At 30.7% G+C, this 21,405-nt stretch carries 21 protein-coding genes and 1 tRNA gene; 11 read left to right on the top strand and 11 right to left on the bottom strand.

The genetic code is table 11. The annotated features are described in order from the left end of the window. Positions 1-6 precede the first annotated feature (6 nt). The 6 genes from Q0662_RS10695 to Q0662_RS10670 all read right to left on the bottom strand — a co-directional run bounded on the left by Q0662_RS10695 (position 7) and on the right by Q0662_RS10670 (position 5,365). Positions 7-801: a gluconate 5-dehydrogenase gene (locus Q0662_RS10695; protein WP_298949577.1), complete on the bottom strand. Its 795-nt coding sequence runs from the start codon at positions 799-801 to the stop codon at positions 7-9. Positions 802-805: 4 nt separating this feature from the next. Next, positions 806-1,648: a 5-dehydro-4-deoxy-D-glucuronate isomerase gene (gene kduI, locus Q0662_RS10690; protein ID WP_298949575.1), complete on the bottom strand. Its 843-nt coding sequence runs from the start codon at positions 1,646-1,648 to the stop codon at positions 806-808. Positions 1,649-1,727: 79 nt separating this feature from the next. Further along, positions 1,728-2,915: a mannonate dehydratase gene (gene uxuA / locus Q0662_RS10685; RefSeq protein WP_298949573.1), complete on the bottom strand. Its 1,188-nt coding sequence runs from the start codon at positions 2,913-2,915 to the stop codon at positions 1,728-1,730. Between the two features lie 31 nt (positions 2,916-2,946). Next, positions 2,947-3,774 carry an SDR family oxidoreductase gene (locus tag Q0662_RS10680; protein ID WP_298949571.1) on the bottom strand — a complete coding sequence of 276 codons (828 nt, stop codon included), beginning with the start codon at positions 3,772-3,774 and terminating at the stop codon, positions 2,947-2,949. A 485-nt stretch (positions 3,775-4,259) separates the two neighbouring features. Beyond that, positions 4,260-4,333: transfer RNA gene (locus Q0662_RS10675), tRNA-Ile, on the bottom strand. Between the two features lie 60 nt (positions 4,334-4,393). Beyond that, positions 4,394-5,365: a polyprenyl synthetase family protein gene (locus Q0662_RS10670; RefSeq protein WP_298949569.1), complete on the bottom strand. Its 972-nt coding sequence runs from the start codon at positions 5,363-5,365 to the stop codon at positions 4,394-4,396. Between the two features lie 127 nt (positions 5,366-5,492). On the opposite strand from Q0662_RS10670, the gene Q0662_RS10665 reads away from it, so the two are divergent. From Q0662_RS10665 to Q0662_RS10640, 6 genes are all read left to right on the top strand, one after another. Next, positions 5,493-6,095 carry a TetR/AcrR family transcriptional regulator gene (locus Q0662_RS10665; protein ID WP_298949567.1) on the top strand — a complete coding sequence of 201 codons (603 nt, stop codon included), beginning with the start codon at positions 5,493-5,495 and terminating at the stop codon, positions 6,093-6,095. Positions 6,096-6,099: 4 nt separating this feature from the next. Continuing rightward, positions 6,100-7,434 carry a TolC family protein gene (locus tag Q0662_RS10660; RefSeq protein ID WP_298949565.1) on the top strand — a complete coding sequence of 445 codons (1,335 nt, stop codon included), beginning with the start codon at positions 6,100-6,102 and terminating at the stop codon, positions 7,432-7,434. An 8-nt stretch (positions 7,435-7,442) separates the two neighbouring features. Continuing rightward, complete coding sequence (locus tag Q0662_RS10655) at positions 7,443-8,609, top strand: efflux RND transporter periplasmic adaptor subunit (protein ID WP_298949563.1); 1,167 nt, start codon at positions 7,443-7,445, stop codon at positions 8,607-8,609. A gap of 25 nt (positions 8,610-8,634) precedes the next feature. Beyond that, complete coding sequence (locus Q0662_RS10650) at positions 8,635-9,006, top strand: four helix bundle protein (protein ID WP_298949561.1); 372 nt, start codon at positions 8,635-8,637, stop codon at positions 9,004-9,006. A 20-nt stretch (positions 9,007-9,026) separates the two neighbouring features. Continuing rightward, positions 9,027-12,509, top strand: coding sequence for an efflux RND transporter permease subunit (locus Q0662_RS10645; protein ID WP_298949558.1), 3,483 nt, complete (start codon positions 9,027-9,029; stop codon positions 12,507-12,509). 72 nt (positions 12,510-12,581) lie between these two features. After that, positions 12,582-13,058, top strand: coding sequence for a regulatory protein RecX (locus tag Q0662_RS10640; protein WP_298949556.1), 477 nt, complete (start codon positions 12,582-12,584; stop codon positions 13,056-13,058). A 4-nt stretch (positions 13,059-13,062) separates the two neighbouring features. Here the strand turns inward: Q0662_RS10640 and Q0662_RS10635 are convergent, their stop codons facing one another. Both Q0662_RS10635 and Q0662_RS10630 read right to left on the bottom strand, forming a co-directional pair. Next, a complete protein-coding gene (locus Q0662_RS10635) occupies positions 13,063-13,464 on the bottom strand; it encodes a nuclear transport factor 2 family protein (RefSeq protein ID WP_298949554.1) in 402 nt (133 codons plus the stop codon). Between the two features lie 113 nt (positions 13,465-13,577). After that, entirely contained in the window at positions 13,578-14,201 is a 624-nt protein-coding gene (locus Q0662_RS10630; protein ID WP_298949552.1) for a hypothetical protein, read from the bottom strand. 177 nt (positions 14,202-14,378) lie between these two features. On the opposite strand from Q0662_RS10630, the gene Q0662_RS10625 reads away from it, so the two are divergent. The 5 genes from Q0662_RS10625 (at position 14,379) to Q0662_RS10605 (ending at position 19,487) form a co-directional block, all read left to right on the top strand. Further along, entirely contained in the window at positions 14,379-15,320 is a 942-nt protein-coding gene (locus Q0662_RS10625) for an NAD-dependent epimerase/dehydratase family protein (protein ID WP_298949551.1), read from the top strand. 105 nt (positions 15,321-15,425) lie between these two features. Next, on the top strand, positions 15,426-16,046 hold the full coding sequence (locus Q0662_RS10620) for a thioredoxin family protein (RefSeq protein ID WP_298949547.1): 621 nt from the start codon (positions 15,426-15,428) through the stop codon (positions 16,044-16,046). Positions 16,047-16,126: 80 nt separating this feature from the next. Continuing rightward, complete coding sequence (locus tag Q0662_RS10615; RefSeq protein WP_298949545.1) at positions 16,127-16,612, top strand: ABC transporter ATPase; 486 nt, start codon at positions 16,127-16,129, stop codon at positions 16,610-16,612. A gap of 1 nt (position 16,613) precedes the next feature. Then, positions 16,614-17,771 (top strand): lycopene cyclase family protein, encoded by a 1,158-nt coding sequence (locus tag Q0662_RS10610; RefSeq protein ID WP_298949544.1) that lies wholly within the window; start codon positions 16,614-16,616, stop codon positions 17,769-17,771. Positions 17,772-17,828: 57 nt separating this feature from the next. Beyond that, complete coding sequence (locus Q0662_RS10605) at positions 17,829-19,487, top strand: pseudouridine synthase (RefSeq protein WP_298949542.1); 1,659 nt, start codon at positions 17,829-17,831, stop codon at positions 19,485-19,487. 89 nt (positions 19,488-19,576) lie between these two features. Here the strand turns inward: Q0662_RS10605 and truB are convergent, their stop codons facing one another. The 3 genes from truB to Q0662_RS10590 all read right to left on the bottom strand — a co-directional run bounded on the left by truB (position 19,577) and on the right by Q0662_RS10590 (position 21,404). After that, positions 19,577-20,269, bottom strand: a complete 693-nt coding sequence (gene truB, locus Q0662_RS10600; protein ID WP_298949540.1) for a tRNA pseudouridine(55) synthase TruB — start codon at positions 20,267-20,269, stop codon at positions 19,577-19,579. 95 nt (positions 20,270-20,364) lie between these two features. Further along, positions 20,365-21,159, bottom strand: a complete 795-nt coding sequence (locus Q0662_RS10595) for an undecaprenyl-diphosphate phosphatase (RefSeq protein WP_298949538.1) — start codon at positions 21,157-21,159, stop codon at positions 20,365-20,367. Between the two features lie 2 nt (positions 21,160-21,161). Next, positions 21,162-21,404, bottom strand: a complete 243-nt coding sequence (locus Q0662_RS10590; RefSeq protein ID WP_298949536.1) for a DUF3098 domain-containing protein — start codon at positions 21,402-21,404, stop codon at positions 21,162-21,164. Position 21,405: the final 1 nt, after the last annotated feature.

Genomic DNA, 21,405 nt, shown 5'->3' with positions numbered 1-21,405 from the left:
TAATATTTATTCTTCGTTAGAAGGTTTCCCAATAGTTGCTAAGATTCCTCCATCTACATATAAAATATGTCCATTTACAAAATCACTTGCTTTAGAGGATAAAAACACTGCTGCTCCTGCTAAATCATTTGGGTCTCCCCATTTTTTTGCAGGTGTTCTGTTCACGATAAAATCATTAAAAGGATGTCCATCAACTCGAATAGGAGCCGTCTGTGAAGTTGCAAAATACCCAGGTCCAATTCCGTTTACTTGTACACCAAAACGTGCCCACTCTGTAGCCATATTTTTAGTTAGCATTACCAAACCGCCTTTAGCGGCTGCGTAAGCTCCAACTGTATTTCTACCTAATTCGCTCATCATAGAACAAATGTTGATGATTTTTCCTGCTTTGCGTTCCATCATTCCTTTGATAACGTGTTTAGAAACAATAAAAGGACTTACCAAATCGATATCAATAACTTGTTTAAAATCTTCAACTTCCATTTCTGCCAATGGTGTTCTTTTGATGATTCCTGCGTTGTTGACTAAAATATCGATATTACCTACTTTAGTTTCAATTTTTTTGATGTTTTCAATTACCTGAGCTTCATCTGCAACATTAAACTTGTAACCCACAGCATTAATTCCTGCTGCTTTATACAATTCAACTGCTTTGTCTATTTTTTCTTGTGATGAATTTCCATTCACAACAATGGTAGCACCAGCCTTTCCTAATCCCATAGCCATAGACATTCCTAAACCGTGTGTAGAGCCCGTTACTAAAGCTACTTTCCCTGTAATATCAAATAATGCTTGAGACATACTGTTATCTTAAATCTGTAATTTTTGCAACATCCATATCATTGTAATCTAGGTTTTCACCAGCCATACCCCAAATAAATGTGTAGTTTGAAGTACCAGAACCAGAGTGAATAGACCAAGGTGGAGAAATTACTGCTTCGTGATTTTGCATCCAAATATGACGTGTTTCTTGTGGTTCTCCCATAAAATGACAAACAGCTTGTTCATCCATAATATCCATATAGTAATAGATTTCCATTCTTCTATCGTGCACGTGAGCTGGCATGGTGTTCCAAACAGAACCTGTTTTTAATTCTGTCATTCCCATTTGTAATTGGCAAGTTGTTACAATTCCGCCAATAATCATTTGGTTTACAGTTCTATGATTTGCAGTTTCTAAACTACCCAATTCTATTTTGTTTGCTTCTGCTTTTGTAACTTGTTTTGTTGGATAAGCTGTATGCGCAGGTGCAGAATTCATATAGAATTTTGCAGGGTTGTTAGCATCATCACTTTTAAAAACAACCTCTTTAACCCCTTTACCAAGATACAATGCATCTTTATGTAACATTTTAAATTCTTCACCATCAGCTATAATAGTTCCTTTTCCTCCTGCATTAATAACACCAACTTCTCTTCTTTCTAAAAAGTATTCAGCTTTTAAAGGATCTATAGTTTCTAAGGTAAGAGCTCCTGAAGTTGGTACAGCTCCACCAGCCATATATCTATCATAATGCGTATATACCCATTTAATAATTCCTGGTTGCATTAAATCTGGAACTAAAAATTCATCTCTTATTTCTTGTGTGTCGTATTTTTTTACTGCTTGCGGATTTGAAGCGTATCTTGTTTCGAAAGTTGTTGCCATAGTATTTGTTTTTTATTTTTTGATTGTAACTTGATTGATTAGATACTGAATCAAGTTCAGCATTAAAATCTAATCGATTTTATAATGAACGTCTAATCCCTAGTTCTAAGCCTCTTAATTCAGCCAAACCACGTAAACGTCCAATCCCTGAATATCCAGGATTTGTTTTCTTATTTAAATCGTCTAACATTTTATGACCATGATCGGGTCTAAAAGGCATTCTTACATCTTGTCTTCCTGCTGCAATTCTTTTTTGTTGCTCTAAAATTAACGCTTTTAGTACAGCATACATATCTACATCGCCTTCTAGATGATCTGCTTCATGAAAATTTCCTTCTGCATCACGTTTTGTAGCACGTAAATGAATAAAATGAATTCTATCTCCTAAACGTTCTACCATTCCTGCTAAATCATTATCTGCTCTTACACCAAAAGAACCTGTACAAAAGGTTAAACCATTGTTTGGAGATTGTACTGCGTTGTAAATATCTTCGATATCTTGTTCTGTAGAAACTACTCTTGGTAAGCCTAAAATTGGAAATGGAGGGTCATCAGGATGAATGCACATTAATACACCTGCTTGTTCTGCAGCTGGAATAATTTCTGACAAGAAAGAAAATAAATTTGCTTTTAATTCTTTAGAACCAATATTTTTGTAAGTAGCTAAAATCTGATTGAATTCCTCCAAAGAATATCCTTCTTCAGCACCTGGTAAACCAGCAATAATATTCCTAATTAATCTGGTTTGTTCTTCTTTTGATGAACTTTTGATAAACTCAGCCGCTTTTTGTTTTTGCGCCACAGAATATTCGTTTTCTGCACCAGGTCTTTTTAACAAATACAATTCGAAAGCAGCAAAAGCAGCCGCTTCAAAACGCAATGCTGTAGATTGATCAGATACTTCGTAATCTAAATTGGTACGTGTCCAATCTAAAACTGGCATAAAGTTATAACAAACGATATCAATACCACAAACACCTAAATTTAAAAGTGTTTGTTTGTAGTTTTCTATATATTTTTGATAATCGCCAGATTTGGTTTTAATATTTTCGTGAATGGGTACAGATTCTACCACAGACCAATTTAAACCAACATTTTCTATGGTTTTTTTTCTTTTGGTAATTTCTTCAACTGTCCAAACTTCTCCATTTGGAATGTGGTGCAATGCAGAAACAATTCCTGTTGCTCCTGATTGTTTTATATCTGATAAAGAAACTGGATCATTGGGTCCATACCAACGCCATGTTTGTTCTAAATTTTGGATCATTTTTTATTTTATCTTTAAAAATTAGCAATTCTTAAACTCCACTATATGCTGCGAAACCACCATCTATGGGTACTACAACTCCTGTTACAAATTTAGAACCCTCTCCACATAACCATAAAGTTGTACCTATTAAATCTTCTGGTTCTCCATATCTACTCATAGGAGTTTGATCTATAATTTGTTGACCTCTTTGTGTTAAACTTCCATCTTCATTGGTTAATAAAGTTCTGTTTTGATCGGTTAAGAAAAAACCTGGAGCCAAAGCGTTTACGCGAATACCTACTTTAGAAAAATGTACTGCCAACCATTGCGTAAAATTAGAAACAGCTGCTTTTGCACCACTGTAAGCAGGTATTTTTGTTAACGGTGTAAAGGCATTCATAGAAGAAATGTTTAGTACAGAACATCCTTCTCTACCTACCATATCTTTACCAAAAATCTGTGTTGGTATTAACGTTCCTAGAAAGTTTAAGTTAAATGTAAATTCGATTCCTTTTGGGTCTAAATCAAAAAAAGTTTTAAATCCTTCTGTTTTATTTAATAAATCTTCTGTTTCTAAAAACGGATTAGAAGTAGTGCCTAAAGGATGATTGCCTCCTGCTCCATTTACTAAAATATCCACTTTACCAAAAGCATTATTTATTGTTTGTTTTGCTTTTTCTAGTGATTCTTTTTCTAAGACATTGGCTGCAACACCAATTGCTTCTCCACCTTCATCAATAATTTCTTGGGCAACTTTACTTGCTGCCTCTTTACGTAAATCTAATACTGCAATTTTATTCCCCTCTTTAGCTAATGCTTTGGCTAGTGTGCTACAAAGCACACCTCCTGCTCCTGTTAAAACAATTGTTTTGCTCATTATTTTATTGATTTCTTATTTTTTTAAAATGTGAAAATAAAAAACAAATTAAGTTTAAATATCCTGTACTATCCTTGTTTCCAACCTTTTTTTATCATAATTACTTTAAGATTAATTAAACCAACACATTGTGCATCTAGAAAAAGTTGTGCAAACTGTTATATAACAGTAAATTGTAATTCCTACAAAACAATTTAAGATGTACAACGAGTATAAGATAATCACAAAATATGACTTAATTTAAAAATTAACATCATACACATATGTTTTCAATTTGCAAATAAATATGATAAAAAGAACAAATATTGGACAATATTGACAAAAATCTAAAAATGCATAACCGTTGACTTGTCTTAAGTATGAAGTGGAAATTTATGAATAATAGAAGCTAAAAAGGAAATTAATAATTAATTAACTGCTTAATATCAGTTATTTAAAATTAACCTAATTCACAAAAAAACCATCCTTAAATAGGATGGTTTTTGTGGTCCCACTTGGGCTCGAACCAAGGACCACCTGATTATGAGTCAGGTGCTCTAACCAACTGAGCTATGGGACCAAAATTATTGGGTGCAAATGTACTATTTATTTTAAAATCTTACAATAAAAAATAAAAAACTTAAACGGTTCTTTTCATTAACCACAAACCAAAACTTTTTAAGCGCTCTTTATCAGCATCTTTAATATCCATTTTAGTTAAAGTTTCAAAAGCTTTTTCTGTATACCTCTCTATTTCTTGCTTAATAAGGCTAGGAATATCATTCCGTTCAAAAATTCTTCTAACATCTGCAATCTTAATAGTATTTTCTTTTAATTTTTTTCTGTACAAGTATTTTAGTTTCCCGCCATCGTTTTCATTTGCTACTTCTAAAGCCTTTAAATACAGGTATGTTTTTTTGTTCTCTATAATATCTCCTCCCACTTGTTTTCCAAAGGTTTTTGGATCTCCAAAGGTGTCTAAAAAATCGTCTTGTAATTGAAATGCCAACCCTAGATTTAAACCAAAATCGTAAATTAAATTAGCATTTTCTTCGGATGTTTTTGCAACTATTGCACCCATTTTTAGGGCTGCTGCTACTAAAACAGAAGTTTTTAAGCAAATCATATTAACATACTGGGCTATGGTTACGTCTGTTCTTGTTTCAAAATCTACATCTAGCTGTTGTCCATCACAAACCTCTAAAGCAGTTTTGCTAAATAATTTTGCTAATTTTTGAAAAACATCTGCATCGTAATTTTCAAAATATTGATAGGCCAAAATCAACATCGCATCCCCAGAAAGAATTCCTGTATTAATATTCCATTTTTCGTGTACTGTTTTTTGCCCTCTTCTTAAAGGTGCAGCATCCATAATATCATCATGAACCAACGTAAAATTATGAAAAACTTCAACAGCCAAAGCTGCTGGCAAAGCTTTTTTAAAATCACCAGAAAAAATATCTGCAGCCATTAAAGTAAGTACAGGTCTTATTCTTTTACCTCCTAATTGTAAAATATAATCTATTGGCTCGTAAAGATTTTTAGGTTCTCTCACCCATTTTTTAGATTCTAAGTAGCTTAGAAATTCTTTTTGATAATGTAAAATGTCCAAATTGTATTTTTTTGTAAAAATAATGTAAAGAATTTTCAATAAATAATTCAAATGTTAAAAAATATTTAAAACTTTGGAAACTTTTTTTGTTTCTAAAGTTTCCTTTTGTAGATTTGCGTCTTTACTTATGAGAGAAAAAATATTAGACATATCTAAAGACTTATTTTTAAACCTAGGGTTTAAGAGTGTTACTATGGATGAAATTGCGAGTAATTTGGGAGTTTCTAAAAAAACCATCTATAAGTACTTTAAAAACAAAACTGATTTAGTTGCGGGTGTTACAGACTATATGTTTACTGCTATTTGTTGTGGTATTGATGATGTTTGTGGGCAAAAACTAAATCCAATTGAAGAAATTTTTTCTATTAAAAGGATGGTAATGAAACATCTTAAAGACGAAAAATCATCTCCACAATACCAGCTGCAAAAATATTACCCTAAAATTTATGCCTCTTTAAAGCAAAAACAATTTCATGTTATGCAAAAGACAATTAAAGAGAATCTTTTAAGAGGTATAGGATTAGAACTTTTTAGAGAAAGTATTAATGTAGAGTTTATTTCTAGAATTTATTTTTATGGAATGATTGCCATTAAAGATCAAGAGATTTTTCCGTTAACCAACTTTTCTATGAATGAGCTTATGAACAACTATTTAGAATATCATATTAGTGGCATTGCTACAGAAAAAGGATTACAAGAACTACAAAATCAATTAACACAGAAACAATAACCAAATGAAAAAAACAATATTGGCTATATGTACTTTCTTTTTGCTTACCGCTTTTAATGCACAAGAAAAGGAAATGAGTCTCTCTCTAGATGAAGCTATTGCATACGCTCTAGAGCATAGCTACAACACAAAAGCCGCTAGAAACGATATCAATTCTGCCAAAGAAAAAGTTTGGGAAACTACTACCATTGGATTGCCGCAACTTAATGCTAATGTAGATTATCAAAATTTTTTAAAACAACCTATTTCTGTTGCAGACATTAATGGAGATGGTGTAGATGAAGAGTTTGTTTTTGGAACAAAACAAAATATAAATGCTTCTGTTACGCTAACACAATTACTATTTGATGGCTCCTATTTAGTAGGTTTGCAAGCCTCTAAAACATATTTAAAAATTTCTAATCAGGCACAAGAAAAAACAGAGCTCTTAACCAGAGAAGCAGTTGTAAATGCTTACGGAAATGTTTTAGTAACAGAAAATAGTATTGCTATTTTACAAGGAAACATAAAAATTCTTCAGAAGAATTATAATGATGCTAAAAAGATTTATGAAAACGGATTGAATGAAGAAGAAGATGTAGAGCAATTAGAAATTACTTTGGGTAATTTAAAAAATCAGTTAAACAATGTTATTAGAATGAAAGAAATTGCATATCAAATGTTAAATCTTTCTATAGGAAATCCTATAAACACAAAACTTATATTAACAGATACGCTAGACTCTTTAACAGAAACTAATATAAATTTAGATCTAATAGCTCAAGAGTTTAACTTTAATAATCATATAGACTTTAAAATTGCAGAGAACGATAGAGAAACTAAGAGATTAATGGTAAAGTTAGAACAAAGCAAAGCGTTGCCAAGTTTAAATGCTTTCATGAATTATGGTACCCAAGGTTTTTCTAACTCGTTTACTTTTTTTACTAGTGAACAACGATGGTTTCAATCATCATTATTTGGTGTTAGTTTAAACATACCTATTTTTAGTAGTTTGGGTAGAACCGCAAAAACGGCTCAAGCTAAAATAGCTTTAGAAACTGCAGATTTACGTTTAGAGGAAACCAAACAAAGATTGAGTTTACAAGCTAAAAAAGCGAAAAACGATTACCAACTAAGTATTGAAAACTACAATACTGCAAAGAAAAATGTGGGTTTAGCAGAACGCATAGAAAAGAAACAACGTATTAAGTTTTTTGAAGGTATTTCTACTAGTTTCGATTTACTTCAAGCACAAAACCAACTATATACACAACAGCAAAATTACATTCAATCTATGTTAGATGTTATTGCTAAAAAAGCAACCTTAGAAAACGCCTTAAACTTACCAATCACAAAATAAAAAAAATCATGAAAAAAATATATTTAGCACTTTTAACTACACTTATTTTAGCTTCTTGTGGAGAGAAAAAAGAACAATCTTTAGATGATGTTATCGCTACAAAAAATTTAAAAGAAATTAGAAATAAAAAATCTGAGTTAGACAAACAATTAGCAGATATTTCTCAAAAAATCAAGAAAATTAACAAAGAAATTGAAAAATTAGATACTATAAAAAAAACTCCTTTGGTAACTGCTTTCTCAATTAAAAATGAAGTTTTTACACATTTTTTAGAATTACAAGGAAATGTAAAAACAAAACAAAATGTGTTAATCTACCCAGAAATGCCAGGTACCTTAGAAAAGGTTTTGGTTAAAGAAGGACAAAAAGTAGCAAAAGGACAAATTTTAGCTAAAATTGATGATGGTGGTATGGCACAACAAGTAGCTCAGTTAGAGGCCACAACTGCACTCGCTAAAACAACCTACGAACGTCAGAAAAGATTATGGGGACAGAAAATTGGTTCAGAAATTCAGTTTTTACAAACTAAAACCAACTACGAAGCGCAAAAAAACACGTTAGCTCAGTTAAAAAAACAATTGGATAAATCTACCATTAGAGCTCCATTTTCTGGTATTATTGATGAAGTTATCAAAAACCAAGGTAACGTAGTTTCTCCTGGTCCAGGTTCAGCAATATTTAGAATTGTAAATCTTAGCAACATGTATATAGAGGCAGATGTGCCAGAAACCTATATCACCAATATTACCAAAGGGAAAGATGTAGAAATTCAATTTCCTGTTTTAGGCAAAACTATAGAAACTAAAGTGCGTCAAACTGGTAATTTTATCAATCCATCAAATCGTACTTTCAAAGTAGAAATTGGAGTACCTAACCAAGATAGAAGTATTAAACCAAACTTAACAGCAAAGTTAAAAATTAACGATTACACGAGTCCAAAAGCTATTTTAATTCCACAAAGTATTATATCAGAAAATGCTGAAGGCAAACAGTATGTATACGTAGTAAAAAATATTAAAAACAATATTGGTACTGCTATGCAAACCGTTGTTAAAACAGGAAAAACACAAGGAGATATTATCGAAATTTTAGAGGGTATTTCAGTTGGAGACCAATTAATTGAAGCTGGAGCTAGAACCGTTAAAGACGGGCAAGAAGTTAAGATTAGTCAGTAGTTTTTAGACTGTAGATTGTAGAATTATGAAAACAATAAAATTCAAATTTGAAGATTTAAAAGTTTATCAAAAATCTCTTGATTTTGTTGATACAGTTTACAATACTACAAAACAATTTCTATCAGAAGAAAACTATAGATTAACTTCTCAATTTATAAGAGCAGCAACATCAATATCTTTAAATATAGCTGAAGAATCTGGAGATACAAACCCACAATTTAGCAGGTTTTTTAAAATCTCTTTAGGCTCAATTAAAGAATGTGTTGTATGTGTAACTATTGTCAATAATCAAAATTTCATTACAAAAAATGAAAGCTTGATATTAAGAGAAAAATTAGCTGAATTATCAAAAATGATTACAGCTTTATTAAAATATTTAAACCTAACCAAAGACTAACGTCTAAAGACCACAGACTAATGACTAAAATCAAAAAAACTGACAAGGAATTTAAACTATCCTCGTGGGCCATATCAAATAAAACCACGATGTATGTTGCTATTTTCTTGATTCTAATTTTAGGTATTTCTGCATATTTTAGTATGCCTCGAGAAGATTTCCCTGAGATTAAAGAAACCAAAATATACATTAGCACTCTCTATCCTGGAAACACTGCAGAAGATATAGAAAAACTAATTACAGATCCGCTAGAAGACCAATTAAAAGGGTTGAGTGGTGTTGTAGAAATTACCTCAACTTCTCAAGAAGATTATTCTATGATTATTGTAGAATTTGATGATGACATGGATGTAGAAGTTGCCAAACAACGGGTAAAAGACAAATTAGATACCGAAAAAGCATCTGAAGATTGGCCTACGTTTAATGGTGCAAAAGTAGACCCAAATGCTTTTGATTTAAGTATGTCAGAAGAGATTCCTTTTTTAAATATTAATATTTCTGGTGATTATCCACTGCAAAAACTAAAAGAGTTTGCAGAATATTTACAAGATGAAATTGAAGATTTAAATGAAGTAAAACAAGCAGACATAAGAGGTGTGCAAGACAGAGAGGTTGAAGTGGCTGTAGACATTTATAAAATGATGGCTATGCAAGTAAGCTTTAACGATATTGTAGGTGCTATCCAGAATGGAAACATTACCTCTTCTGCTGGTAATTTAATTGCAAGTGGGCAAAGAAGAACCATAAGAATTTTAGGAGAAATCGAAAAACCATCAGACTTAAAAAACTTTGTAATTAAGTCTGAAAAAGGGAATTCTATCTACTTAAAAGATGTTGCAACCATAAGTTTTAAAGAAAAAGACAAAACCACATTTGCTAGAAAAGATGGTAAACTAGTGGTTATGTTAGATGTAAAAAAACGTGCTGGAAAAAACATGGTTGCTGCTGCAGATGAAATAAAAATCATTGTCGATAAAGCCAAAGACGAGTATTTTCCAAAGAATTTAGAAGTAAGCATTACCAACGATTTATCTGACAAAACCATTGGTCAAGTAGATGATTTGGTGAACAATATTATTTTCGGAATTATCTTAGTAGTTACTGTTTTAATGTTCTTTTTAGGATTTAAAAACGCCCTATTTGTTGGTTTTGCTATTCCAATGTCTATGTTTATGTCTTTAATGATTTTAGGCGCCATTGGTTATACCCTAAATACCATGATTCTGTTTGGACTAATTATGGGACTTGGAATGTTGGTTGATAACGGAATTGTAGTGGTAGAAAACGTATATCGCTTAATGGATGAAGAAGGTTTATCTAGAATCGAAGCAGCCAAAAAAGGGATTGGAGAAATTGCGTTTCCTATTATAATTTCTACTGTAACTACAGTTGCAGCCTTTGTACCTTTAGGTTTATGGCCTGGGCTTTTTGGGCAGTTTATGATTTATTTCCCAATTACATTATCTGTAGTTTTAGGTTCTTCTTTAGTAGTGGCTATTTTCTTTAATTCTGTTTTGGTTTCTCAGTTTATGACCACCGAAGATAAAGATATGCCCATCAAAAGAATCATTACCATTTCTGCAATTGTAGGGTTGTTTGGTATTGTAATTTTACTAGTAGGAGGCGAGTATAGAGGTTTAGGCTCTGTTATGGTATTTACTGCAATTATGTTGTGGGTGTACAGATTATTCTTAAGAAAAGCCGCTAATTATTTTCAAAAAAACACATTGGTTTGGTTAGAAAACACTTATGAAAAAACATTAAAAGCGGCTTTAAGTGGATGGAAACCAATTGCAATTACAGTAGGTACTTTTATCTTATTATTTGCAGCTTTTGGAGGCTTTGGTGCATCTGTTGCATCACAAAGAACAAAAATAGAGTTTTTCCCAGACAACAAACCCAATCAAGTTGTGGTATATATCGAATATCCACAAGGAACAGATATTGACGAAACCAATAAAATTACCAAAGAAATTGAGCAACGTGTGTATGGCATCTTAAACCAAGAGATGTATATGGATAATGGTAAAAACTTCATGGTAGAAAGTGCTGTTTCTCAAGTGGGTGAAGGTGCTGGAAATCCGCAAACAGATGGTGGTTCTGCTGCAGAAATGCCACATAAAGGTAAAATTACAGCCTCTATGCGTCAGTATAAATACAGACGTGGTTTAGATAGTGAAAAATTACGTCAAAAAGTACAAGAAGCCCTAACAGGAATTTACCCAGGAGTCTTAATTTCTGTTGAAAAAGATGCGAATGGACCACCTGCTGGAGCGCCTATAAATATCGAATTAGAAGGAAAAGATTATGAAGAATTAATAGCCACTGCAGAAAAAATGCGTGCTTTTGTAAACTCTAAAAACGTTCCTGGTGTTGATGAGCTAAAGATAGATGTAAACAAAGACAAACCTTCTATGAAAGTAGAAGTTGATCGAAAAAAAGCGGGTGAATTAGGGGTAGCCACAGGACAAGTTGGCCAACAATTAAGAAACTCTATTTTTGGAGCAAAAGCGGGAATTTATAAAGAAGATGGAGATGATTACGACATCAACGTTCGTTTTAATGAAGATATTAGATATAACAAAAGTGCATTATTTAACCAAACAATTACGTTTAGAGACAATACTGGGCAAGTAAAAGCAGTTCCTATTTCTGCAATTGCAAAACAATCTAATAGTTCTGGTTTTAGTGCGATAAAACACAAAGACACCAAACGTGTTGTTACAGTATATTCTCAATTAGCTCCTGGTTATGTAGATGCTGCAGCTGTGGTAAATCAGATTAAAGAAGAAATGAAAAACTTTACTGAAAAACCAGCCAGCATTCGTATTGATTATACAGGTCAAATAGAAGAACAAAACAAACAACAAGCCTTCTTAATGGGTGCTTTCTTTAAAGGTTTGGCGTTAATTTTCTTTATTTTGATTTTTCAGTTTAACTCAGTTTCTAAACCTGCCATTATTATGATTGCTATTTTCTTAAGCTTTATTGGTGTTTTTGGAGGTATTGTAATTACAGGGAGTTCTTTTGTTATTATGATGACCATGATGGGGATAATTTCGCTTGCAGGAATTGTAGTAAATAACGGAGTTGTTCTACTTGATTACACCCAATTATTAATCGACAGAAAAAAGGAAGAACTAGATTTAGAAGATACAGCGTATTTACCTAAAGAATATCTTTTTGAAGCTGTGGTAAAAGCAGGAAAGGCTCGTTTACGTCCGGTATTATTAACAGCAATTACTACTATTTTAGGGTTAATTCCGTTAGCAATTGGCTTAAACATCAACTTCTTTACATTGTTTAATGAGTTTGATGCTAACATTTATATGGGTGGAGATAATGTAATTTTCTGGGGTCCTTTAGCCTGGACAGTTATTTATGGTTTATTTGTAGCAACTTTTTTAACATTGGTTGTAGTACCAATTTTATTCTACTTAATTACACAATTAAAGATGTGGATAAAAGGTTCTAAAAGTTTAGAAAATTTAGAAATTAGATAAAACCATTTAATAAAACTAAATTAAAAAGGATTGAAGTCTTAAGATTTCAATCCTTTTTGTATTTTCGAAATCATGTTACAAAAACCCTCTTTTACAGTAAACCAAATAAAACGAAAACTGGAGCAATACTGTATCTATCAAGATCGATGTCATAAAGAAGTAGAGCAAAAAATGAAGGAATACAAATTAATTCCTGAAGCGAGAGAATTGATTCTTTTAGACTTAATGAAAGATAATTTTTTAAACGAAGAACGCTTTGCAAAAAGTTTTGCTAGAGGAAAGTTTAGAATAAAAAAATGGGGCAAACAACGAATTGTAAGAGAATTAAAGTTTAAAGATATTTCTACCTACAATATAAAATCGGCTCTAAAAGAAATTGATGATGAAGAATACCATACAACTATTTACAGAATTACAGAAAATAGAAATGCTGTTATTTCTGAATCAAACATCCATAAAAGAAAACAAAAACTAACTGGTTTTTTAATGCGAAAAGGATTTGAAAGCGAATTAATTTATAAAGTGGTTAACGAAATAATTAGCGCATAAATGATTACTTATATTTATTTAAAAAAATAGAATCGTTTTTCTTTTTTGCAGTAATTACAGCTTTTATATCATCATTTGGTATGGCAACAGACAATACATATTGTTTAATTTTCCAAGTATTGTTTTTCTTTTCTAATACTCCAGAACCTCTGCAAGTTCCCATCCAAGTATTTAAAAGTTCATCAAACCAAGCAAAATCTCCAATTTCATTAAGGTATACATTTCTTTCAAGAGTTTTAAAATCCCATGCTTTGCCTCTATCAAAATAAGGTTTGCTAAAATTAGAAAACTGTTTTTTAGACCAAATTTCTTCTGCAGCTGTTCCAATATATACTGCACTACTATCTAAAGTACCAAAATAATTGGTGTAATTTGCATTTGAAGCTGCTTTGTGCCAATTTATCAAAACACTATCTATGGTTGCTTTTTCTGAAGTAATACTTACTTTTTTTGGAAGTTATTGACAAGCAAAAAACAATAATGAAACACTTAATATAATTCCTAATTTTCTCATCAATACTATTGCCTTTTTAAGGCTCCTTTATCTAAATTATTTTTATTGATGAACTTTTCTTTTAACTTTAAATCTATTGTTTTTTTTGAAAAATTATCAATTTTTGTGGTATCTAAACCGATAAAACTAACATCTACATCAATTAAATCTTCAAAACGTTGTTTCTGTAAAATGGTATTAACTTTAATATTTACAGCAGAAAAAGCTTCAATGGTTTTATCTACTTGTACATTTACTTCTGTTGCTTTTATTGCAGGAATATCTTTTAAATCTGCCAACCTTAAGGTTTCATTATATAAAACATTTACTCTAGCCTTAAAAGACGCAATGTTAAATTTTTTTGGAATGCTATCATTTAAACTTTTTACCAAATCTTTTAATTCTACAGCATTATTTAAGGCTTCGTTAGGCGATATATTTCTGTAATTCACAAAAAAAGAATCTACCAATTTTAATTTTTGCCAACCTACAACATCGTTTAAGAACTTTGGAGCTACCGATTTTGTAGCATTGTGTTTGGTAACCAAACTCATTAAAGGCTTTGCAGTTTTAACCGCTACTTCTTTTTCTTGTTTATCTCCACAAGAAATTACAAGAAGTAATAACAATAAAATGTATAAATATTTCACAACTTTGTTTAAAAAAGTAAAAATACATAAATATCTTGCACCGTTTTCGTTTTTAAGAAAACCCTAACAAAACAAAAAAATAAAGCGTTAAAATTATTGAATGATTATTTATTTAAAATATAATTACGAATAATTAAATTAAGTACCTTTGTTTTTAATTTTAATTGAATTCAATATATGAACGAAACCATATTAGTTTTAGGTGCTAGTGGTCAAATAGGAACCGAGTTAACAGAAAAGCTACGTTCAGTGTATGGCAAAAAGCAAGTTATTGCCTCAGATATTAGAGGTGGAAATGCTGCTATAATGGCATCTGGCCCATTTGAAATTATAGATGCAACTGATAAAGAAACCATTTTAAAAACAGTTAAAAAATACAAAGTAACACAAGTATATTTATTAGCCGCAATGTTATCTGCAACTGCAGAAAAATATCCACAGAAAGCTTGGAACTTAAACATGAACTCTTTATTAGCTGTGTTAGATTTAGCAAAAGAAAACCACATAAAACAAGTATATTGGCCTAGTTCTATTGCGGTTTTTGGCCCAACAACTCCAAAAGAAAACACACCACAAAAAACAATTATGGAACCTTCTACAGTTTACGGTATTAGTAAACTTTCTGGAGAATTTTGGTGTAATTATTATCATAAAAAATATGGTGTAGATGTTAGAAGTTTACGCTTTCCTGGTATTATTTCTTGGAAATCAAAACCAGGAGGAGGTACTACAGATTATGCTGTAGATATTTATTTTAAAGCATTAGAAGATGGTAATTTTAATTGTTTTTTATCAGAAAATACACGTTTACCAATGATGTATATGGATGATGCTGTAAATGCAACCATCCAATTAATGCAAGCTAAATCAGAGGCTATTAAAGTTAGAACTTCTTACAATTTAGCTGCTATAGATTTTACACCAAAAGAAATTTTTGAAGAAATTAAAAAACATGTTCCAGATTTTACAATTACCTACAATCCAGATTTTAGACAGCAAATAGCAGATAGTTGGCCTTCTAACATTAACGATTCTGAAGCAAGAAAAGATTGGAATTGGAAACATCAATTTGATTTGGCAGCGATAACAAAAGATATTCTTATAAATCTTAAAAAATAAATTGTAAGAAATTAGTGTATATTTCGTCTTAATAAAAAACCCAATTGTAACAAAGGTTACCAAGAAAAATAAGTATAAAAATTACCTTTATTTAAAATAAAAAAGATGAAAAATAGTTTAGAAAAAAGTTTACAAAATGCTATTTCTTACGAAACTTACAGAACTTTAGTAAGTAATTTATTAGCAAATGGTAAAGCAACAGGTCCCCTACAATCAGAAGCCTTAACAAACTACAGCTTGTTAAACGATAGAAGAATGAAACGCCTAGATAAAACGCTTCAAATTTCTGAAGATACAATTACTACTATAAATAGCATAAAAGAACCACAAACTTGGTTAACAATAACAGAGGGTTGGTGTGGAGATGCCGCACAAAATTTACCTGTAATTAACAAAATTGCTGCTATAAACCCAAACATCAATTTAAAAGTAGTTTTAAGAGACGAAAATTTAGAACTCATGGATTTATTTTTAACCAACGGTGGTAGAGCAATTCCAAAATTAATTGCATTAGATACAGAACATAATGTGATATTTACTTGGGGACCAAGGCCTTCTGTAGCCACAAAAATGGTGGCAGACTACAAAGCAAAAAACGGTAATTTAGATGCTCAATTTAAGCAAGACCTACAAGTTTGGTACAATAAAGATAAAGGTAAAAGCGTACAAGAAGATATTGTTAGTTTGCTAATACATCGCTTTTCAGAAAAAAAAATAATCTTTTAAAACTCGACATTTATAAAACCGTAAGTTTATATAAGCTTACGGTTTTTCTTTTGGTTATATTTGTATTTTAAAAGAAACAAATGTTTGTAGAATTCCATTCCATTCCAGAAGATGCTAAAATTTGGATTTATCCATCTAGTAGAAAGTTTTATCCTAATGAAATAGAAGAAGTAACACAAAGTGTAAAAGATTTTGTAACACAATGGAAATCTGAAGATGAAGATTTTAAAGCATCTTTTAAAATACTTTACAACAGGTTTATAGTTTTAGCTGCAGATGATGTTTCTACAAAATTATTAAGTGTAGATATAGATGCTAGTGTTTCTTTTATATTAGAGTTACAACAAATTTATAAAGTAGCGCTTTTAGATAAAATGAATGTTTGCTTTAAACAAGGCGAATATGTACAATACAAAGATTTAAAAGACTTTAAAAAGTTATTAAAAAATAAAGCTGTTACTGCAAAAACCATTGTTTTTGACAACCTTATAACTACCAAACAAGATTTTGATAATTTTTGGGAAATTCCTATTGAAGACAGTTGGTATAGTAGATTTTTAAAATAAAATGAAAACATACGATTATATTATTGCAGGTTCTGGTTGTGCTGGTTTAAGCTTACTTTATGCTATTTTAAAAGAACCAACATTGCAAGATGCTACTATTTTAGTAATTGATAAAGACCACAAAAATAATAATGACAGAACTTGGTGTTACTGGGAAAAAGAAGCAGGTATTTTTGAAGAAATTGTATACGCAAAATGGAACACTTTAGAATTTTTATCTACCAATTTTGAAAAAAAATTAGACTTAGGTACTTATACCTACAAAATGATTCAAGGAATTGATTTTTATAATTTTGTAATCAGTTTTGCCAAAAATTTTAGCAATGTTACGTTTTTAAAAGAGACTGTTTTAGAGATAACTTCTACAAAGAATGAGGCCTCTGTAAAAACAGAAAAAAATAGTTATAGAGCTAAAACAGTATTTAACTCTACACCTATTTTTAACCCTAAAATTACTGAAGAAAACTCGCTTTTACAACATTTTAAAGGTTGGGTTATTAAAACAGAACAACCTTTTTTTAATACAAAAGTTGGTAGGTTGATGGATTTTAGGCTATCGCAAGAAAATGGAGCTACTTTTATGTATGTTTTACCCACATCTAGTACAGAAGCTTTAGTTGAATATACCTTATTTAGCCCAAAAATACTTCCAAAAGAAAAATATACTGCAGCACTTAAAAAATATATTTCAGACGAGTTACAACTAGAAAATTATACGATTGTACATAAAGAATTTGGTATTATACCAATGTCTTTAGCTGCATTTAAAAATTATCCATTAGAAAATGTAATCAACCTAGGCACTTCTGGAGGTTTTACCAAAGCTAGTAGTGGTTATACATTTCAGTTTATACAAAAAAATGTTTCAGAAATTGTAAATCAAATAAAATTGGGCAAAAAGCCCCATTTAAAAACAAGTTTTAGAGACAAGATTTATCATTGGTATGACAGAACCTTAATCGCAGTTATTTTATCAGAAAAACTTAGTGGAAAAGAAATTTTTACCAGAATGTTTCAAAAAATATCTGCCCAAAAAATCTTAGCATTTTTAGGCAACCAAAGTACTTTTCTAGAGGATATTTATATTATGAAAAGCTTGCCTATAAAAACTTTTTTTATTGCTGCTATTAGACAACTTTTTTATAAAAATAATGGATAAATTACCTTATAACAATCATTTACAAGTATATTTAATTTTTATTCAACATTGAGTTATTTGCAAGATTTTTCTACTGATATTTCTAAAATTAAACTTCCTAAAAAGTTTACATTTCCTTTTTATTACAAACCCCATAAATTGGCTAAAATTGCAACTTCTGAGCTTCAAGAATATTTAAAAACTCAAACCGATTTTACTCATAATTTTGGATTAGAAAACCAGAAGGAAAATGCAATCGGAAAAATGTTTGGTGTTTTAGTGGTTAAAAATAAAGAAGGGAAAATTGGTTATTTAGCTGCTTTTTCTGGGAAATTAAACGACCATAGTTTGCCAAAAAAATTTGTTCCTCCTGTATTTAATATGCGTGCAGAAAACAGTTTTTATGTAAAAGGTGAAGCTGAGTTAGATGCCATAAATTTAGCATTGGATCAATTGGTAAACAATGAAAATTACATTGCTTTAAAAAAATATTTTACAATTTTAACTACAAAGATTCAAAACGACTTAAAAGCACAAAAATTAAAATTAAAACAAGCTAAGCTTGCTAGAAAGCAGAAAAAACAAGAAGCAATAAAGGTTTTAAATAATGATGATTTTAAAAAACTAACTACTCAATTAAAACAAGAAAGTTACAATCAGCAATTTTTTTTAAAAGAATTACAGTTGTATTATGATGCGAAAATTGATAAAATTAAGCAACAAATTACTGTTTTTGAAGACGAAATTACATCACTAAAAAAAGAAAGAAAAGCAACATCTAACTATTTGCAACAAACCTTATTTAGCAAATACGCTTTTTTAAATGTTGCTAAAGAAGAAAAAAGTTTGTTAGATATTTTTAATAATCCTGCTGTAAAACCTCCTGCAGGTTCAGGTGAATGTGCTGCACCCAAATTATTGCAATATGCTTTTCTAAATAACTTAACACCAGTGACAATGGCAGAATTTTGGTGGGGAATTTCGCCTAACTCGGCTATTAGAAAACATAAAAATTACTATCCTGCTTGCCAAAGCAGATGTAAACCCATTTTAACACATATGTTACAGGGTTTAGATGTAGAAGAAAATTTGTTGATTAAAAACTTATCTAAAAATAAAGAATTAAAAATTATTTTTGAGGATGACGTGTTGCTTGTCGTAAATAAACCAGCAGAGTTTTTATCGGTACCAGGTAAAAGTATTTCAGACTCTGTATACACGAGAATACAACAACAATACCCAAATGCAACTGGGCCTTTAATTGTGCATAGATTAGACATGTCTACTTCTGGTATTTTAGTATTAACAAAAACGAAAGAAGCTAATAAAGCGTTACAAAGTCAGTTTATAAATAGGACTGTAAAAAAACGCTATATAGCCTTATTAGATGGTGTTTTAACTGACAAAAAAGGCTCTATACAATTGCCTTTACGTGTAGATTTAGATGACAGACCCAAACAATTAGTAGATTTTACATATGGTAAAAATGCAGAAACTAATTGGGAAGTTATTGATATTGAAAAAGACAAAACACGTGTCTATTTTTATCCTGTAACTGGTAGAACGCATCAATTAAGAGTGCATGCTGCTCATAAAAACGGACTAAACACACCTATTATTGGCGATGATTTGTATGGTAAAAAAGCAAACAGATTACATTTACATGCAGAATTTATCGAATTTTTACATCCGAAGACTAACGAGAAAATTAGTTTTTGTGTTCCTGCAGATTTTTAATAATGATAAGTTACCGATATAAATACGCAGATAAGGATAACCACACAAACTAACAGCGTTAAATAATTCACCTGAAACAAAAAGCTTAATTAATTATCTTTTAATTGTTGAATAAATTCCTCCACAGAAAGTGCATTATCCACAGAAAAATCACCAATTTTTGTTCTTCTAAGTGCAGATAAATGAGCTCCAGATTTTAGGGCATTTCCAAAATCGAAAGCTAAAGAACGAATATAAGTTCCCTTACTACAAACTACTCTAAAATCTACTTTTGGCAAATGGGTTTTTGTAATTTCAAATTCAAAAATAGTAACTGCTCTTGTTTTAATTTCTGTAGTTTCTCCTTTTCTTGCTAATTCGTATAAGCGTTTACCGTCTTTTTTAATTGCAGAAAAAATGGGTGGTTTTTGCTGAATTTCTCCAATAAATTGTTGGGTAGTTTCTTTTAAAAGCGATTCAGAAATATGCGCTGTTGGATATGTTTTATCTACTTCTGTTTCTAAATCGTAACTTGGTGTAGTTGCCCCAATTGTAAAAGTACCTGTATATTCTTTAATTTGCCCCTGATAGGTATTTATTTGTTTGGTTTGTTTGCCTGTACAAATAATTAATAAACCCGTTGCTAAAGGATCTAAAGTACCTGCATGACCCACTTTTATCTTTTTAAGATTAAATTGTTGTTTAATTTCCCAACGCAGTTTATTTACAACTTGAAAAGAGGTCCAAGTAAGTGGTTTATCAATTAATAAAACTTGTCCGTTTTTGTAGTCTTCTTCTGTCATTTATAAAATTCTTTCAGTAGGTTTAATTAAAGAGGCTGCTTAATAGTAGAGCTAGTTCAAACATCAATTTTAATACTATTAAAAATTGAATTTTATTAATTTAAAAGCGCATAACCTATAGCCATAGCACCAACAATACCACAGTAAATGGAAAAGTAAGAAAGTTTACTATTTTTTACTAATGAAATCATCCATTTACACGCTAATAAACCCGCTACAAAAGCAGCTACAAAGCCTGCCATAATTGGGGTAGTTTCTGACGCTTGGAAATTTAAATCGCCACTTAAAACATCTTTACCAATTTTACCAAAAATTAACGGAACCACCATTAAAAATGAAAAACGGGCTGCTTTAGTTCTATCAATACCTAATAAAACCGATGTAGAAATGGTAGCACCAGATCTAGAAATACCTGGTAGCATAGCAATGGCTTGAGAAATACCAATAATTACAGAATTACTAAATGAAACTTTTTTATTGGTATTTTTTGCTTTATCTGCTAGCAACAATAATAGTGCTGTAACCCACAACATGACACCTACTAATAATATTTTTCCGCCAAAAAAAGATTCTAATTCGTCTTCAAAAAGTAAGCCTATAATCACTGCAGGTATCATAGAAATGATAATTTTTAATGAAAACTTAAATTCATCATTCCATTTAAATTGAAACAAACCTTTTATAATGTCAAAAATTTCTTTTCTAAAAATTAGGATGGTACTTAATGCTGTTGCAAAATGTAAAACCACTGTAAATGTTAAACTTTCTTCTGGTAGAGAAGTATCGCCTAAAATGGCTTTTGCTAACTCTAAATGACCACTAGAGGAGACTGGTAAAAATTCTGTTACACCCTGAATAATACCAAGAATAATGGCTTCTAAAATATCCATATTTATTTTTTAGGATTTAGTAAAATAGCATAAATTTCTATACCTAAACCAACAATTACTAGGGTGGGTGCTAAACGTATTCTTTGCCAATTGTAAATTTCTTTATTAAAAAAATTGGGGTCGTTACTACCACCACCTGCCATAAAAATAAATCCTAAAGCAATACATAGGATACCAATAATCATGAAAATATAATTCTTTTTTCCAAAAATAAATGCTGGTTTTTGTAGTTGTTCTTCTTTCATG

Origin of the sequence: uncultured Polaribacter sp. (assembly GCF_947503855.1) — a bacterium.
Lineage (GTDB): Bacteria > Bacteroidota > Bacteroidia > Flavobacteriales > Flavobacteriaceae > Polaribacter.
This window is presented reverse-complemented; position numbering and strand designations above follow the sequence as displayed.

What these genes read in the sequence shown, in the direction of transcription:
- kduI (WP_298949575.1), bottom strand. Translation starts at nt 1,648, where the DNA reads ATGGCAACAACTTTCGAAACAAGATACGCTTCAAATCCGCAAGCAGTA.
- Q0662_RS10595 (WP_298949538.1), bottom strand. Translation starts at nt 21,159, where the DNA reads ATGGATATTTTAGAAGCCATTATTCTTGGTATTATTCAGGGTGTAACA.
- Q0662_RS10610 (WP_298949544.1), top strand. Translation starts at nt 16,614, where the DNA reads ATGAAAACATACGATTATATTATTGCAGGTTCTGGTTGTGCTGGTTTA.
- Q0662_RS10655 (WP_298949563.1), top strand. Translation starts at nt 7,443, where the DNA reads ATGAAAAAAATATATTTAGCACTTTTAACTACACTTATTTTAGCTTCT.
- Q0662_RS10590 (WP_298949536.1), bottom strand. Translation starts at nt 21,404, where the DNA reads ATGAAAGAAGAACAACTACAAAAACCAGCATTTATTTTTGGAAAAAAG.
- truB (WP_298949540.1), bottom strand. Translation starts at nt 20,269, where the DNA reads ATGACAGAAGAAGACTACAAAAACGGACAAGTTTTATTAATTGATAAA.
- Q0662_RS10640 (WP_298949556.1), top strand. Translation starts at nt 12,582, where the DNA reads ATGTTACAAAAACCCTCTTTTACAGTAAACCAAATAAAACGAAAACTG.
- Q0662_RS10665 (WP_298949567.1), top strand. Translation starts at nt 5,493, where the DNA reads ATGAGAGAAAAAATATTAGACATATCTAAAGACTTATTTTTAAACCTA.
- uxuA (WP_298949573.1), bottom strand. Translation starts at nt 2,915, where the DNA reads ATGATCCAAAATTTAGAACAAACATGGCGTTGGTATGGACCCAATGAT.
- Q0662_RS10680 (WP_298949571.1), bottom strand. Translation starts at nt 3,774, where the DNA reads ATGAGCAAAACAATTGTTTTAACAGGAGCAGGAGGTGTGCTTTGTAGC.
- Q0662_RS10695 (WP_298949577.1), bottom strand. Translation starts at nt 801, where the DNA reads ATGTCTCAAGCATTATTTGATATTACAGGGAAAGTAGCTTTAGTAACG.
- Q0662_RS10625 (WP_298949551.1), top strand. Translation starts at nt 14,379, where the DNA reads ATGAACGAAACCATATTAGTTTTAGGTGCTAGTGGTCAAATAGGAACC.
- Q0662_RS10645 (WP_298949558.1), top strand. Translation starts at nt 9,027, where the DNA reads ATGACTAAAATCAAAAAAACTGACAAGGAATTTAAACTATCCTCGTGG.
- Q0662_RS10660 (WP_298949565.1), top strand. Translation starts at nt 6,100, where the DNA reads ATGAAAAAAACAATATTGGCTATATGTACTTTCTTTTTGCTTACCGCT.
- Q0662_RS10650 (WP_298949561.1), top strand. Translation starts at nt 8,635, where the DNA reads ATGAAAACAATAAAATTCAAATTTGAAGATTTAAAAGTTTATCAAAAA.
- Q0662_RS10615 (WP_298949545.1), top strand. Translation starts at nt 16,127, where the DNA reads ATGTTTGTAGAATTCCATTCCATTCCAGAAGATGCTAAAATTTGGATT.
- Q0662_RS10620 (WP_298949547.1), top strand. Translation starts at nt 15,426, where the DNA reads ATGAAAAATAGTTTAGAAAAAAGTTTACAAAATGCTATTTCTTACGAA.